12 protein-coding genes, 1 tRNA gene and 1 riboswitch are annotated in these 15,370 nt (G+C 73.4%); of the genes, 3 read left to right on the forward strand and 10 right to left on the reverse strand.

What is annotated here, in order from left to right; translation table 11 throughout:
* The first annotated feature begins 441 nt into the window (after positions 1-441).
* Positions 442-1,749, forward strand: coding sequence for a hypothetical protein (locus tag ACFVSN_RS33275; RefSeq protein WP_387957290.1), 1,308 nt, complete (start codon positions 442-444; stop codon positions 1,747-1,749).
* A gap of 3 nt (positions 1,750-1,752) precedes the next feature.
* Here the strand turns inward: ACFVSN_RS33275 and ACFVSN_RS33280 are convergent, their stop codons facing one another.
* Both ACFVSN_RS33280 and ACFVSN_RS33285 read right to left on the reverse strand, forming a co-directional pair.
* Entirely contained in the window at positions 1,753-3,189 is a 1,437-nt protein-coding gene (locus ACFVSN_RS33280) for an MFS transporter (RefSeq protein WP_387957292.1), read from the reverse strand.
* A gap of 106 nt (positions 3,190-3,295) precedes the next feature.
* Entirely contained in the window at positions 3,296-3,610 is a 315-nt protein-coding gene (locus ACFVSN_RS33285; RefSeq protein ID WP_359960387.1) for an SMR family transporter, read from the reverse strand.
* Positions 3,611-3,655: 45 nt separating this feature from the next.
* Positions 3,656-3,721, reverse strand: a riboswitch (guanidine-III (ykkC-III) riboswitch).
* An 83-nt stretch (positions 3,722-3,804) separates the two neighbouring features.
* Here ACFVSN_RS33285 and ACFVSN_RS33290 point away from each other — a divergent pair.
* A tRNA-Cys gene (locus tag ACFVSN_RS33290) sits at positions 3,805-3,876 on the forward strand.
* A gap of 63 nt (positions 3,877-3,939) precedes the next feature.
* On the opposite strand, the gene ACFVSN_RS33295 is transcribed toward ACFVSN_RS33290, so the two are convergent.
* The 6 genes from ACFVSN_RS33295 to ACFVSN_RS33320 all read right to left on the reverse strand — a co-directional run bounded on the left by ACFVSN_RS33295 (position 3,940) and on the right by ACFVSN_RS33320 (position 11,362).
* Entirely contained in the window at positions 3,940-6,267 is a 2,328-nt protein-coding gene (locus tag ACFVSN_RS33295) for a xanthine dehydrogenase family protein molybdopterin-binding subunit (RefSeq protein WP_380491213.1), read from the reverse strand.
* Positions 6,264-7,499 (reverse strand): 2Fe-2S iron-sulfur cluster-binding protein, encoded by a 1,236-nt coding sequence (locus ACFVSN_RS33300; RefSeq protein ID WP_380435417.1) that lies wholly within the window; start codon positions 7,497-7,499, stop codon positions 6,264-6,266. Before ACFVSN_RS33300 ends, ACFVSN_RS33295 begins: the two co-directional genes overlap by 4 nt.
* Positions 7,496-8,362 (reverse strand): FAD binding domain-containing protein, encoded by an 867-nt coding sequence (locus tag ACFVSN_RS33305; protein WP_359960722.1) that lies wholly within the window; start codon positions 8,360-8,362, stop codon positions 7,496-7,498. The genes ACFVSN_RS33300 and ACFVSN_RS33305 overlap by 4 nt, the downstream gene beginning before the upstream one ends.
* Positions 8,363-8,726: 364 nt before the next feature.
* Positions 8,727-10,337, reverse strand: coding sequence for a beta-N-acetylhexosaminidase (locus ACFVSN_RS33310; RefSeq protein ID WP_387957294.1), 1,611 nt, complete (start codon positions 10,335-10,337; stop codon positions 8,727-8,729).
* Between the two features lie 93 nt (positions 10,338-10,430).
* Positions 10,431-10,706 carry a DUF3039 domain-containing protein gene (locus ACFVSN_RS33315; RefSeq protein WP_329929182.1) on the reverse strand — a complete coding sequence of 92 codons (276 nt, stop codon included), beginning with the start codon at positions 10,704-10,706 and terminating at the stop codon, positions 10,431-10,433.
* A gap of 62 nt (positions 10,707-10,768) precedes the next feature.
* Positions 10,769-11,362 (reverse strand): YqgE/AlgH family protein, encoded by a 594-nt coding sequence (locus ACFVSN_RS33320; RefSeq protein ID WP_380491206.1) that lies wholly within the window; start codon positions 11,360-11,362, stop codon positions 10,769-10,771.
* A gap of 289 nt (positions 11,363-11,651) precedes the next feature.
* Between ACFVSN_RS33320 and murA the strand changes: the two genes are divergently transcribed.
* On the forward strand, positions 11,652-12,992 hold the full coding sequence (murA, locus tag ACFVSN_RS33325) for a UDP-N-acetylglucosamine 1-carboxyvinyltransferase (RefSeq protein WP_380435420.1): 1,341 nt from the start codon (positions 11,652-11,654) through the stop codon (positions 12,990-12,992).
* 75 nt (positions 12,993-13,067) lie between these two features.
* Here the strand turns inward: murA and ACFVSN_RS33330 are convergent, their stop codons facing one another.
* Positions 13,068-13,352, reverse strand: coding sequence for an HU family DNA-binding protein (locus ACFVSN_RS33330; protein WP_030242980.1), 285 nt, complete (start codon positions 13,350-13,352; stop codon positions 13,068-13,070).
* Between the two features lie 509 nt (positions 13,353-13,861).
* Positions 13,862-15,334: an NAD-dependent malic enzyme gene (locus ACFVSN_RS33335; RefSeq protein WP_380491204.1), complete on the reverse strand. Its 1,473-nt coding sequence runs from the start codon at positions 15,332-15,334 to the stop codon at positions 13,862-13,864.
* Between the last annotated feature and the right edge of the window lie 36 nt (positions 15,335-15,370).

Here is a 15,370-nt window from a genome sequence, read left to right on the forward strand (position 1 = left end):
TGCCCGGCCACGGGCTCCTGCGCTGTTGGGCGCCCACGGGCGCTCCCCTCTGCCGACGACTTCCCGATTCCTGGGAGTTTCCTGGGAACCAATTGAACCGGACGGGACCCTAAGGCACGTCCATACGATGGTCATACCAATCCCCCCCAAACGGCAGGGTCAGGGCCGTCACCCGTACGCCGAGTGGTGGCTCCGTCACGGAGCGCGACGAGGTACCGCCTCACCCAGGCACGGCGGGTCCGACCTCGCACACCATCGACGACGGAGCGAGTCCGTCCGGTTGCATCCATCGGGCGATCACTTGAGACCGTACGTGGCGACTCGCAGACCGAATGCGTTCGCATGCCATGCTGACCCGGTCACGGGTTCTATCACCCCACTTGTCCGACCGGACTTTCGCATGCCTGCACGCCTGCCGAACGCCTCATGAACGGAGTGACCATGGACTCCCTATCCCGTCGCACCCTGCTGGCCGCCGGCGCGGCCGGCGCCGCCGCCCTGGTGGCGGGCTGCGGGACCACCGCCGCCGGCGGCGGAGAGCACGCGACGGGAACCCCGGCCCCCGCCGGGACCACCGAGCCGCCCGCCACCCCGGCTCCGGCACCGGCCAAGCCGCAGGTCGTGCTGATCGGCGACGGCTCCACCTCCGACACCGGCGCCCAGCCCCGCCAGCCCGTCCCCGACCGGCTCAAGCCGGGCGAGCGCCCGCCGCAGTTCGTCGTCTTCTCCTGGGACGGCGCCGGCGAGCTCGACAACGGCCTGTTCGCCCGCTTCCGCCGGCTGGCGCAGGAGCACAACGCGTCGATGACCTTCTTCCTCAGCGGCCTCTACCTGCTGCCGGAGTCCAAGAAGGACCTCTACCGCCCGCCCCAGCACAAGGCCGGCGCCTCCGAGATCGGCTACCTCAGCGACCAGCACATCCACGACACGCTGGAGAACGTCCACGCCGCCTGGCTGGAGGGCCACGAGATCGGCACCCACTTCAACGGCCACTTCTGCGGCTCCACCGGCGTCGGGAAGTGGTCCCCGGAGGAGTGGGACAGCGAGATCCAGCAGGCCATGGACTTCGTGACGAACTGGCGGACGAACACCGGGTTCACCGACCTGCCGGCGCTGCCGTTCGACTACGGCAAGGAGCTGATCGGCAGCCGGACCCCGTGCCTGGAGGGCCAGCGCAACCTGCTGCCCACCGCCGTCAAGCGCGGCTGGCGCTACGACAGCAGCGGCAACGGCAGCCAGGTCTGGCCGCAGAAGATCCAGGGCGGCGCCCTGTGGGACCTCCCGTTGCAGTCCATCCCGTTCCCCGGGCACACCTTCCAGGTGCTGTCGATGGACTACAACATCATGTTCAACCAGTGCGGCCCCAACACCAAGGCCGACCCCGCGCTCTACCCGGGCTTCCAGGCCCAGGCGCGCGACGCCTACCTGATGGGCTTCGACCGCACCTACAACGGCAACCGGGCGCCGTACATCATCGGCAACCACTTCGAGGAGTGGAACGGCGGCATCTACATGAACGCCGTCGAGGACGCCTTCAAGTCCATCGCGAGCAAGCCCGAGGTCCGGCTGGTGTCCTTCCGCCAGCTGGTCGACTGGCTGGACGCCCAGGACCCGGCGGTGCTGCGCAAGCTGCAGACCCTCGCCCCGGGCCAGGCCCCGGCGGGCGGCTGGGAGAGCTTCCTCGGCACCCCGGCGGCGCCGCCGTCCCCCACCGCCGCCGCCACCGCCCCGGCCGCCGTCGTCGGCTGACCGTCAGGCCCTGCGGACCCGGCCGGAGACCAACGCCCCCAGCAGGGCCACCCCGGTCATCGTCAGGAAGATCACCGCGAAGGCGCCGGGCGACCCGGCGCCTTCGGCGTTCCCGTGGGCGACCGCCACCGAACCGCCGCCCAGCGCCGAGAAGAGCACCCCGGCGAGGCCCACCAGCAGGACGTTGCCGAGCGCGTCGCTCATCTGCAGCGAGGCCGAGTTGGCCCCGGCGTCCTGCGGCGCGGACAGCTTCATCATCAGCACGCTGACGCTCGCGACCGTCAGCCCCATCCCGATGCCGCCGACGCCCCAGGCCACCGCCGCCGCCCAGACCGGCACGGCCGGGACCAGCACCAGCGCCGCCCCCGCGATCGCCACCGCGGTCAGCACGAACCCGCCCCGGATCATCGCCTCGCGGTGGCGCTCGGCGCCCGGACGGCCCTGCAGCCACGAGCCCAGCGCCCAGGACAGCCCGCCGCTGGTCAGCGTGAGCCCGGCCAGCGTCGGCGACAGGCCGCGCTGGGTGACCATCATCAGCGGGATGAACGCCTCCGCCGCGAAGAACGCCCCGGCGGCCACGCCGCGCAGCAGGATCACCGTCGGCAGACCGCGCCCGGCCCGCAGCGTGCCCTCGGGCAGCAGCCCGAGCACCGCCGGCAGCAGCAGCGCCGCACCGGCCGCCGCCGGGAGCAGCCCGATCGGGTCCAGCCGCTGGCCCGCGTACTGCAGCAGGCCGGCGCCGAGCGCCGCCCTCGCGGCCAGCACGGTGCGGCGGCGGTCGAACTCCGCGCCCTTCGGCACGGGGTGCTCGCGCTCCGACCGGGCCAGCGCCGGACCCATCACCGCGAGCGGCAGCAGGATCAGCGCCGGCACGGCCAGGAACACCCAGCGCCACCCCAGGTGCTGGGTGACGGCTCCGGAGACGACCGGTCCGACGATCGAGGGGAGCACCCAGGCCGAGGAGAAGGCCGCGAACACGGAGGGCCGCAGCCGTTCCGGGTAGGCCCGGCCGACCACGACGTACAGCGCGACGATCACCAGCCCGCCGCCCAGGCCCTGGACCGCCCGCCCGGCCACGAACAGCCACATCCCCGGCGCCGTCCCGGCCACCACCAGGCCCGCGCCGAACACCGCGATGCCGGTGAACAGCGGTTGCAGCGGGCCGCGCCGGTCGCACCACTGGCCGGAGACGACCAGGGCGAACAGCGTGGTGGTGAAGTAGCCGGAGAAGGCGAAGGCGTACAGACCGAGGCCGTCCAGCTGCCGGGCCGCCACCGGCATCGCGGTGTTGACCGCCGTCGCCTCGAAGGCGAGCAGCAGGACCACCGACACGATCCCCAGCGTGAGGGCGCGGTAGCGGCCGCTGAGCACCCCGCCGCCGGGGTCGTTCTCGACGGGTATCGGGGCGGAGTCGACCGAGGTGGGGGAGGCAGTGGTCATACGTAATATCGTAAGGGCCGTCCGGTGTTTGGACCCCTGACCGGAGTCGGTGGTCGACTCCGCCGCAGGACCTAGGACACGCCTCGGGACACGCCCCGGCACCGGGTCAGTGGAGCACCTTCAGGCCGACCACGCCGGAGACGATCAGCAGCAGGCAGCCGATCCGGGCCAGGGTCACCGCGTCGCCCAGGACGGCCATGCCGTAGAGCGCAGTGCCGACCGCGCCGATGCCGACCCACACCGCGTAGCCGGTGCCGATCGGGATGGTGCGCATCGCGTACGCCAGTCCGCCCATGCTCAGCAGCAGGGCGACGCCGAAGACGAGGCCGGGGACGAGGCGGGTGAAGCCCTTGGACGACTCCAGGGCGACCGCCCAGACGGTTTCCAGGACACCCGAGACGATCAGAACGAGCCAGGCCATGACGGTACGAACCTCCGCAGTCCACAGCGGCCGGATTGCCGCTGAACTGCGCCGTCTTGTCGTCACCGGGTACGACGCGCTCGTCCGGAGTGGCGGGAAAACGCCACTTGTCCCCGACGGTAGCACACATTGCCATACAGAATTTACAAAACAGCGTTGACCCCATTCACGGAATCCGCCATCCTGAATTCACTGGCCGTGTGCCCGAGAGGCTCAGGGAACCGTCTGCAAAGCGGTACACACGGGTTCGAATCCCGTCACGGCCTCGGTAAAAGGAATTGCCGGTCGACTGCGAAAGTCGACCGGCAATTCCTCGTTCCGCATTTCTCTCACACCGCGACGGCGTCCTCCGGCCGGATCGGCAGGCGCCCCACCGGCAGACCGGTCGCGGCCCGGACGGCGGCGGCGACGGCCGCCGGGGCGACCACCGCGGGCACGGCACTGACGGCCTTGGCGCCGAAGGTCGCGACCACGTCCCGCTCCTCCAGCAGGGCCGCGATCCGCACCTCGGGGGTGTCCAGCGCGGTCGGCAGCCGGTAGCCGGTGAGCGACGGGTTCTGCAGCACGCCGCCCTCGGTGCGCAGCTCCTCCAGCAGCGCCAGGCCGACGCCCTGGGCCACGCCCGCCTCGATCCGGTCCTCGATCTGCCGCGGGTTGAGCGCCCGGCCGACGTCCTGCGCGACGGTCATCTCGACCACCCGGACGGCGCCCAGCTCGATGTCCACGTCCACGACCGCGCGCATCGCGCAGAAGGCGATGGAGACGAACGCGTCGCCCTGCCCGGCCTCGTCCAGCGGCTCGGTCGGGTGCGGGCGGCACTGCGCGGTGGCCCACAGCTCCTTGCCCTCCAGCGCCTCGGCGACCGGCATGCCGAGCACCCCGTCGTACGAGGTGATCTTGCCGTCGGCGATCTGGAGCAGCTCCACCGACATCCCGAAGTTGGCGGCGATCGGCTGGAGCAGCTGGTGGCGGACCATCAGCGCGGCCCGCTCGACCGCGCCGCCGGACACCCAGGTGTGCCGCCCGCGGGCGGAGGGCCCGGCGATCGACTGGTCGCTGTCGGCCGGCGCGATGTAGACCTCGCCGACCCCCAGCACGGTCTGCACGATCTGCCGGGCCAGCGTCGCGAAGCCCTGGCCGGAGTCGACGGCCGCGCAGATCACGGTCGCGTGGTCGCCGCTGACCCGCACGGTGGCGGTGGACACCTCGTCCTCGCCCTCGGCGCCGAGCATGTGCACCATGCCGACGGCGTAGCCGATCCCGCGCCGCACGGCGGCCGGGTCGCCGGCGCCGCCGGGCCCGCCCGGCAGCAGCCACTCGGCGTCCGGGTCGTCCACCGGCAGTGCCGGCAGCGGTTCGGCGGCGACGGCCTCCAGCAGCGCGGTCACCGGCGCCGGGCACGTGACGGCCTGTCCGGTGGGCATCGGGTCGCCGGTGGCCATCGCGTTGCGGCGGCGGATCTCCACCGAGTCCACGCCCACCCGGGCGGCCAGCTGGTCCAGCTGCGACTCGTAGGCGAAGCAGGACTGCAGCGCGCCCTCGCCGCGCATCCGCCCGGCCGGCGGGTTGTTGGTGCGCACCGCCCACGCGTCCACGAAGACGTTCGGGCAGACGTACGGGCCGACCGAGAACGCCGTCGCGGCGGCCAGCGCCTCGGCGGAGACGTCCGCGTAGGCGCCGCCGTCCAGCAGGATCTGCGCCTCGACCTTCACCAGCCGGCCCTCGGCGTCCGCGTGGTGGCGGTAGCGCAGGAGCGCGGGGTGGCGCGAGGTGTGGGTGTGGAAGGACTCCTCGCGGGTGAGCGTCATCTTCACCGGCCGGCCGGTGCGCAGCGCCAGCAGCGCGAGGGTGACCTGGAAGGAGAGGTCCTCGCGGTCCGAGGTCGCTCCGGGCACGCCGGTGACGACCAGTCGCACCCGGTCCGGCTCCAGGCCGAGGCACGCGGCGGTGCGGTCGCGGTCCCCGTGCGGGTCGGTGGAGGACAGGTGCAGTTCGACGCCGCCGTCCGGGCGCGGCACGGCGAGGCCGGCCTCGGCGCCGAGCGGGGCCGGGTCCTGCCGGCCGACCTGGTACAGGCCCTCGACGACGATCTCGCCGACCGCGTCCGGGTCCCCGCTGCGCAGCGGCAGGTGGCGGAACAGGTTGCCGTCCGGGTGCAGCGGCGGGGCGGTGAAGGCCTGCTCGGGGTCGGTGACGGCCTCCAGCGGCTCGTACTCGACGACGATCAGACCGACCGCCAGCCGCGCGGTGTCGGGGTGGTCGGCGGCCACCGCGGCCACCGGCTCGCCGTGGTGGCGCACCACGCCCGAGGCCAGCACCGGCCGGTCGGCGACGATCGGCCCGGCCGGGGCGCCGTCGGGCAGGCCGTCCGGGCCGGGCGGCAGGTCGGCGGCGGTGACGACGGCGTGCACGCCCGGCAGGGCGAGCGCGGCCGAGGTGTCGATGGCCTTGATCCGGGCGTGCGGGTGCGGCGAGCGCAGCAGCGCGCCCCACAGCAGCCCCTCGGCCCACAGGTCGGCGGCGTACGGGTAGATGCCGAGCGCCTTGGGCAGGGCGTCGCTGCGCAGCGGCGAGCTGCCGAGCCCGAACGGCTCCGGCGCGCCGGCCCCGTCGCCGTCCTGCTGGGTTGCTGCGCCGATGTCGGTAGGCGACGTCATGATGCGTGGTCGTCCTCGGGGAGCCGGATGCCGTGGGCGGGGGTGGCGCCGTACGGGACGCCGGCCGGGGCGCCGCCCTCGGCCGGGACGCCGTGCGGGGGCGTGGGGACGTACGGCGCGCCGTCGAAGCCGGGACCGGGCGTGCCGTCGAAGCCGGGACCGGGCACCGGGGTGCCGTGGGCGGGGGTGGGCTCGTAGACGGGGGCGTCGTAGCCGCCGTCGTAGCCGGGCTGCTGGGGGTAGCCCTCGGGGTAGCCGGCGCCGGGCAGGTAGGTGCCGTGCGCGGGGGTGGCCTGGTACGGCTGCTCGGGGTAGCCCTGCGGCTGGTAGTAGACCTGGTCGTCGGTCGGCTGCGGCGGGACGGCCGGGATCTCGTACGAACCGGTGTCGTACACCCCGGTGTCGTAGCCGCCCTGGCCGTCGTAGCCGTGCTGGCCGTCGTAGCCGCCCTGGCCGTCGGCGCCGTACGGCAGGCCCTGGCCGGGGACCGCGGCGGCCGGCTCCTCGGCGGGCGGCTGCGGGACGTGCTCGATCCAGGCGTCGGCGTCGGTGTAGACGGGGGGTTCGGCGGCGGGCTCCTCCGCGGGCGCCTCGGCGGCCGGCTGCCCGGCGGCCCCTTCGGCGGCGGGCGCGGCAGCGGCGGAGGCCTCCTCGGCGAGCGCGGCCTCCTCCGCCTCCTCGGCCTCCAGGGCGCGCGCGTCGGCGACGCTCTGGACGGCGGCCAGCACCCCGCGGTAGCCGGTGCAGCGGCAGAGGTTGCCGCACAGCGCCTGCCGGGCCTCGACCTCGGTGGGCCGGTGGTTGCGCTGGAGCAGGTCGTGCACGGCCATCGCCATGCCGGGCGCGCAGTAGCCGCACTGGACCGCGCCGGACTCGGCGAGCGCCTGCTGCACGTCGCTCGCGCCGCCGCCCGCCGACAGGCCCTCGACGGTGTTGATCTCGCTGTCCGCGGCCAGCGCGGCCGGCACCAGGCAGCCGGCCACCAGCTGGCCGTCCACCTGCACCGAGCACGCGCCGCACTCGCCCTGCTCGCAGCCGTCCTTGGCACCGGCCAGGCCGAGCCGCTCGCGCAGCACGTAGAGCAGGCTCTCGCCGATCCAGGCGTCGGTGACGGGCCGTTCGAAACCGTTCACCCGCAGGGTGTAGGAGGCGCAGGGGCGCAGCTCACGGCTGACCTGCGGGGAGAAGCCGAGCGGGTCGGCGTCGAGGGTGTCGATGGGGTCTGTGCTCACTTCAGCGCCCTTCCCAGTGCCCGTCGGGCCAGCACCGACACGGTACGCCGTAGCCGAACGGCGGCCGCGCTCGGCCCCTCGGTCACGGCCTCCCAGGCACCCTCGGCGCCGTAGCCGTCGGGGACGCAGGCTGCGGCGACGTACTCGCCGAAGGCGGCGGTCGCGGCGGGGTCGATCTCCCGGCTGCCGTCCCAGTCGATGCAGCCGGCCACCCAGGCCTCGGCCTCCAGCGGCCGCAGCGGCACCGGCGCGACGGCGCCGACGGCGCAGCGCACGGAGCGCCGGGCGGGGTCGAGGACGAGGGCGACGGAGGCGGTGGCGCGGGCCGGGCCGCTGCGGCCCGTCGCCTTGAGGAAGACCTGGGGCGCGTGCAGCAGCGGGACGCGCACCCAGGTGAGCAGTTCACCGGGGCGCACCGGGTCGAGGCCGGTGAGGAGGTGACTGACCGGTACCTCCCGGGTGCCGCCGGCCCGGGCGAGGGTGACGGTGGCCTCCAGGGCGGCGAGCACCGGGAGGGTGTCGCCGGCCGGGGCGGCGGTGACGATGTTGCCGCCGAGGGTGCCGACGTTGCGGACCTGCGGGGGTCCGGCGGTGCGGGCGGCGTCGGCGAGGGCGGGGATCAGCGCGGCGAAGTCCGGGCGGTCCATCCGGGCGTGGGTGAGGCCGGCGCCGAGCACGGCGGTGCCGCCGTCCTCGTAGCGCCAGCCCCGCAGTTCGGTGATCCGGCCGAGGCCGACGAGGGCGGCGGGGCGCAGCCGGCCGGCGTTGACGGCCTCCATCAGGTCGGTGGCGCCGGCCACGGGTACCGCGGCCGGGGCGGCGGCCAGCGCGTCGACGGCCTCGTCGAGCGAGGCCGGCAGCATGATCGTCCGGTTCACCTGGGTCCCACCGTGCTCCACTTGCTCATCGATCGCCTGCCGCCCGCGGCCTTCGGCCGTGGTGTCCGCGTCAGCAGTCCGGCCTGGCCCGTAGGGTACGGGCGATCGGGCCGGGTTGGGCAACTCTGGCACACAATGCTCGATGATCACTTCGGGGCCGGTGAACGGGACTGCCCGTTTGGGGCGGATACCGGGCGTTATCTGCCCCGGCCCGGGCCGGACCGGAACAGATGTTCATCTGTTCTTGACGTCGGATGACCATCCGGAAGTTCCCCGCGTTCCGCCTCCCCCGCATTCCCGCTGCCCGGCATTCCCGCTGCCCGGCATTCCGGCCGCCCGGCCCGAACGCCTATCGGACGGGCGGCGGCCCCTCGATCGGACGGCCGACCACTTCGGGGCGGCGCTGCCACGGGTGCGGGCCGTCGGCCGGGCGGTACTCGACGCCGAGCGCGTCCAGGACCTCCAGGTGCGCCGCCAGCCGGCGCGCGAACGCCGGGTAGTCGCGCTCGGCCGGCTCGGCGGGCAGGGCGGACCAGGCCACCTCGGCGAAGGCGGCGAGCCGCGGGAAGGCCCGGTAGTCGACGTCCCTGGCGGTGTCCGTGAACTCGCTCCACAGGTTGGCCTGGGTGCCGATCACGCGCCGGGCGGCGGCCTCGTCCAGCTCCCTGGGCACCGGCTCGAAGCGGTACACGTCCTCCAGCGTCCGGACGAACCCGACCGGGATCGGCTCGTCGGGGCCCTCCGCCTGCCGGTGGTCCAGGTAGACGTGCTGCTCGGGGCACATCACGACGTCGTGGCCGGCGCGCGCGGCCGCGATCCCGCCGCCGAAGCCGCGCCACGACGAGACGGCGGCGCCCGGCGCGAGGCCGCCCTCCAGGATCTCGTCCCAGCCGATCAGCCGCCGCCCGCGCTCGGCCAGCCAGCGGTCGAAGTGCCGGATGATCCAGCTCTGCAGCTCGTCCTCGTTGGCGAGGCCGAGCTCGCGGATGCGCGTCCGGGCGGCGTCGCTGTCCTTCCACTGCTCCTTCGGGCACTCGTCGCCGCCGAGGTGGACGAATTCGGACGGGAAGAGCTCCAGCACCTCCTCCAGCACGCCCTCGAAGAAGCGCAGCGTCGCCTCGGAGGCGTTGAGCACGTTGTGGCTCACGCCCCAGTCCGTCCACACGCCGAGCGCCGAGGTGTCCACGACGTCGGTGTTGCCGAGCTCGGGGTAGGCGGCCACGGCGGCCTGGGTGTGGCCCGGCAGGTCGATCTCCGGCACGACGGTGACCCCGCGCTCGGCCGCGTACGCGACGATCTCCCGCAGGTCGTCCTGGGTGTAGAAGCCGCCGTGTGGCCGGTCGTCGCGGCGCCCGGCGCTGCGGTAGCCGACCATCGAGCGCTCCCGCCACGCACCGCGCGCGGTCAGCTCCGGGTACCGCTTGATCTCCACCCGCCAGCCCTGGTCGTCGGTCAGGTGCAGGTGCAGGACGTTGAGCTTGTGGACGGCCAGCAGGTCGACGAAGCGCAGCACGTCCGCCTTGGGCAGGAAGTGCCGGGCGACGTCCAGCAGCGCGCCGCGCCAGCCGAAGCGCGGGGCGTCCTCGATGTCCGCGCCGGGCAGCACCCAGCCGGTGCGGCGCAGCGGGGCCCGGCGGAAGGCGTCCGGGCCGAGCAGCCGGCGGAGCGTCTGCGCGCCCCACAGCGCGCCGGCCGGACCGCCCGCGGTGATCACCGCGCGGCCCGGGCGGACCGAGATCCGGTACGCCTCGGCGGCCAGGGCGGCGTCGTGGACCAGCTCGACGCCCGCCCCGGGAGCACCCGGGGCGAACGGCAGCCCGGTGGCGGCGGACAGCGCCGCGCGCAGCCAGTGCGCGGCACCGGCCAGCGCCGGCGGGGCGGTCAGCGTCGTGGCGTCGTCGAGGGGGAAGTCCTCGCCCGGGCGGCGGACGGCACTCGAAGGTGCGGGAATGAGGTCCATTCCGACATCCTGCCCGCGCCCGGAACGATTGGCATAGACCACTGCGCAAACGCCGCACGATGCAAAACGGCGCGGTGCGGCGGCCCCGCGGGACTACTTGTCGTCGTCCCCGCCCTGCGGCTTGCCGATGCCGTCGTAGATCTCCTTGCACATCGGGCAGACCGGGTACTTCTTCGGGTCGCGGCCGGGCACCCACACCTTGCCGCAGAGCGCCACCACGGGGGACCCGGAGAGCGCGCTCTCCATGATCTTGTCCTTCTGGACGTAGTGCGCGAAGCGCTCGTGGTCGCCGTCCCCGTTGGACACCTGCGGGACGGGCTCGACCAGGGTGCCGGTGCCGAGGCCGCGCTCGGGCTCAAGAGTGCTCATAGGTGCCAAGTCTATGGGCGCCCCGGGAAACCGGGCCAGTGTCGCACCGACGGCCCCCGCCGTCAGTTCAGCGTCGGGTCGTCCGGGTAGGTCGCCAGCAGTGCCAGCGGGCCGCGCTGGCGGCGCAGCACCGAGCGCCACAGCCGCTCCGGCTCGGGGCTGGAGATGTCCCCCGGCTCGCAGTCCACCAGGTACCACGCGCCGCTCTCGATCTCCGCCTCCAGCTGGCCGGGCGACCAGCCCGCGTACCCGGCGAAGATCCGCAGCGCGCCCAGTTCGCCGGCCAGCACCTCGGGCGGCGCCTCCAGGTCCACCAGCCCGATCGCGCCGTGCACCCGCCGCCAGCCGAGCGGCTCGCCGGTGCCCGGCTCCCCCGGGGCCACCGCCAGCCCGAGCGCCGAGTCCAGCGCCACCGGCCCGCCCTGGAACACCACGGCCGGCTGCCCGACCAGCCTTCCCCAGCCGTCCAGCACGCTGCCCACCTCGACGGGCGTCGGCCGGTTGAGCACGACGCCGAGCGCCCCCTCGGCGTCGTGGTCGAGGAGGAGCACCACCGCCCGGGCGAAGTTCGGATCGGTGAGCACGGGCGTCGCGACGAGCAGACGGCCGGTGTGGGACCGGCCTCCGTGCGAATGGGCCGCCGTCATGCCACACATGATCCCGCAGAACGGGCGGGCGCGGACACCGCAACACACGAAACCCCGCCACGCCGGACGAACACCCGTACGGGCGCATCGGCGGGCGCCGGAACCCCGGAAGAGAGCACCATCACGGGAGAGGCTCACGGGAACCATCGGGACGCCCACTACCATCTACGGATGGTGGACGCCTTTACACGGTGCCGACTCGGTTTCGCCGGGGGCCCGAACGCGCCCGTACGAACGTTCCACCACCGGCTCGCAGGAGCCCTTCCCCATTTCTCTGGCACCCCGGATTGCGAGAACGATGACCGACGACGTCCTGCTGGTCCACGGCGGAAACCCGCTCGAAGGCGAGATCCGCGTCCGCGGTGCGAAGAACCTGGTCCCCAAGGCCATGGTCGCCGCCCTCCTCGGCCAGGGCCCCAGCAGACTGCGCAACGTCCCGGACATCCGCGACGTCAAGGTGGTCCGCGGCCTGCTCCAGCTGCACGGCGTGACCGTGCGCACCGGTGACGAGGACGGCGAGCTGATCCTCGACCCGTCGCACGTCGAGAGCGCGAACGTCGCCGACATCGACGCGCACGCCGGCTCCTCACGGATCCCGATCCTGTTCTGCGGCCCGCTGCTGCACCGCCTCGGCCACGCCTTCATCCCCGGCCTCGGCGGCTGCGACATCGGCGGCCGCCCGGTCGACTTCCACTTCGAGGTGCTGCGCCAGTTCGGCGCCACCATCGAGAAGCACCCGCAGGGCACCTACCTGGTCGCCGCGCAGCGGCTGCGCGGCACCAAGATCGAGCTGCCCTACCCGTCGGTCGGCGCGACCGAGCAGGTGCTGCTCACGGCCGTCCTCGCCGAGGGCGTCACCGAGCTGCGCAACGCGGCCATCGAGCCGGAGATCGTCGACCTGATCTGCGTGCTGCAGAAGATGGGCGCGATCATCACCCTGGGCACCGACCGCACCATCCTGATCACCGGTGTGGACGAGCTGGGCGGCTACACCCACCGCGCCCTGCCGGACCGCCTGGAGGCCGCCTCCTGGGCCTGCGCGGCGCTCGCCACGAAGGGCGACATCTACGTCCGCGGCGCCCGCCAGCTGGAGATGATGACCTTCCTCAACACCTTCCGGAAGGTCGGCGGCGCCTTCGAGGTGGACGACGAGGGCATCCGCTTCTGGCACCCGGGCGGCGAGCTCAAGGCGATCGCCCTGGAGACGGACGTCCACCCGGGCTTCCAGACCGACTGGCAGCAGCCCCTGGTGGTCGCGCTGACCCAGGCCACCGGCCTGTCCATCGTCCACGAGACGGTGTACGAGTCGCGCCTGGGCTTCACCGGCGCGCTCAACCAGATGGGCGCCCACATCCAGCTCTACCGCGAGTGCCTCGGCGCCACCCCGTGCCGCTTCGGCGCCCGCAACTTCCTGCACTCCGCGGTCGTCTCCGGCCCGTCCAAGCTCATGGGTGCGGAGCTGGTCATCCCGGACCTGCGCGGCGGCTTCTCGTACCTGATCGCGGCGCTCGCGGCCGAGGGCACCTCGACCGTCCACGGCATCGACCTGATCAACCGCGGCTACGAGAACTTCATGGACAAGCTGCGCGACCTCGGCGCCCACGTCGAGCTGCCCAGCGAGCAGCTGGTCGACGCCTGACCGGCGGCGTCCGCCGACGGCGAGAGGCCGGGCTCCCCGCGGGGAGCCCGGCCTCTCGGGCGTTCAAGGGGTGGCTCAGGCAGCGCCCTTGGCGGCTTCCTTCAGCTTGGAGCCGGCGCTCACCTTGGCGCTGTAGCCCGCGGCGATCTGGATCGGCTCGCCGGTCTGCGGGTTGCGCGCGGTGCGGGCAGCGCGGTGGGTGCGCTCGAAGGTCAGGAAACCGGGGATGGTGACCTTCTCGTCGCCCTTGGCGACGACCTCGCCGACGATCTCGGCGAAGGCGGCCAGAACGGCGTCGGCGTCCTTGCGGGTCACCTCGGCGCGCTCGGACAGCGCGGCCACCAGCTCACTGCGGTTCATGTGTACTCCTGTGGTCTGTTCGCTTGCGGTGTGCGGGGGCCCATCGGTGCTCCCACCGGGGGGCACCCGGATGGGCCGCAGGTCCGCACACAGTGCTCGTGCAGGCAATGCGTGGTCGCAGGCCGGGTCCGCACCCGATGCCGCGCGCCGGAGCCTTCGAAGGCCCGCCCGCCTGCCTGGATACGAATCCTGCCCCGACCGGCCCCGAGAAAGCCAATCGGGCCCCGGCCGAGCCACCCGAACATCGCCCTCCCGTCGGAGGTGTGACGCTCCGTCGGCTCCGGCGGACCGGGAGCGGGCGGCGGTCGGGACGACACGCCGGAAGACCAGGGGGACGTTCCGTACTTGTCGGACACGCCTGCCCCGTGCAGGGCTACCGTACGCCCTAGGCACGACAAGCCCAAACACGCCCCTCGCCCTTGTGTCGCAAGGGTTCGGGGCGGACTTGGGCGAGTACGGGCGCTATTCGGTCATTTGACCGATCCGCGGCACCGCCGCGGGCTCCCCCGTCAGAGCTTGACGGTGGGGAAGGAAGCCGTGTCGAGGGTGCCGACGATGCCCGGGGTGGGACGGGCCGGAACGGGCTCGCCCTGAGCCCCCGCCAGGGCCGCCTCGCGCACCGCGGAGGCCACCGTCTTGGCGACGTCCTTGTGGAAGACGCTCGGGATGATGTAGTTCGCGTTCAGCTCGTCGTCGCCGACGGTGGTGGCCAGCGCCCGGGCGGCGGCGATCATCATCTCGGTGTTCACGGTGCGGCTCTGGGCGTCCAGCAGGCCGCGGAAGACGCCCGGGAAGACCAGCACGTTGTTGATCTGGTTCGGGAAGTCGCTGCGGCCGGTGGCCACCACGGCGGCGGTCTGACGGGCGATCGCCGGGTCGACCTCCGGGTCCGGGTTGGCCAGCGCGAAGACGATCGCGTTCTCGGCCATGGTGGCCAGGTCGTCGCCGTCCAGGACGTTCGGGGCCGACACGCCGATGAAGACGTCCGCGCCCGCCACGGCCTCCTTGAGGCTGCCGGTGCGGCCCGAGCGGTTGGTGTGCTCGGCGATCCAGCGCAGGCTGTCGTTGAGGTCGTCACGGCCCTGGTGGACCACGCCGCGCACGTCGGCGACGGTGGCGTGCTCGACGCCGGCGGCCAGCAGCAGCTTGAGGATCGCGGTGCCGGCGGCGCCGGCGCCCGACATCACCACGCGGATGTCGGCGATGTCCTTGCCGACCACCTTCAGCGCGTTGGTGAGGGCGGCGAGCACCACGATCGCCGTGCCGTGCTGGTCGTCGTGGAAGACCGGGATGTCCAGGGCCTCGCGCAGCCGGGCCTCGATCTCGAAGCAGCGCGGCGCGGAGATGTCCTCCAGGTTGATGCCGGCGAAGCCCGGGGCGATCGCCTTGACGATGGCCACGATCTCGTCGGTGTCCTGGGTGTCCAGGCAGAGCGGCCAGGCGTCGATGCCGGCGAAGCGCTTGAACAGGGCCGCCTTGCCCTCCATGACCGGCAGCGCGGCCGCCGGGCCGATGTTGCCCAGGCCCAGCACCGCCGAGCCGTCGGTGACGACGGCGACGCTGTTGCGCTTGATGGTGAGGCGGCGGGCGTCCTCGGGGTTCTCGGCGATCGCCATGCACACGCGGGCCACGCCCGGGGTGTAGATCATGGAGAGGTCGTCACGGTTGCGGATCGGCAGCTTGGACGACATCTCGATCTTGCCACCGAGGTGCATCAGGAACGTGCGGTCCGACACCTTGCCGATCGACACGCCGTCGATCGCCCGCAGCTTCTCGACGATCTCCTCGCCGTGGGCCACCGAGGAGGCGGCCACCGTCACGTCGATCCGCAGCGCCTCCAGGCCGGAGGCGGTGACGTCGAGGCCGGTGACCGATCCGCCGGAGGACTCGACCGCCGTGGTGATCGCGCTGACCGCGTTGCTCTGGGCCGGGACTTCGAGCCGCACCGTGATCGAGTTGGAGACACTTGGCACCGTCGCCATCGACGCTTCCTTCTTCCGTCCATCGGCAGGTTCAAC

It is taken from the genome of Kitasatospora sp. NPDC057904 (assembly GCF_042887925.1).
Taxonomy (GTDB): domain Bacteria; phylum Actinomycetota; class Actinomycetes; order Streptomycetales; family Streptomycetaceae; genus Kitasatospora.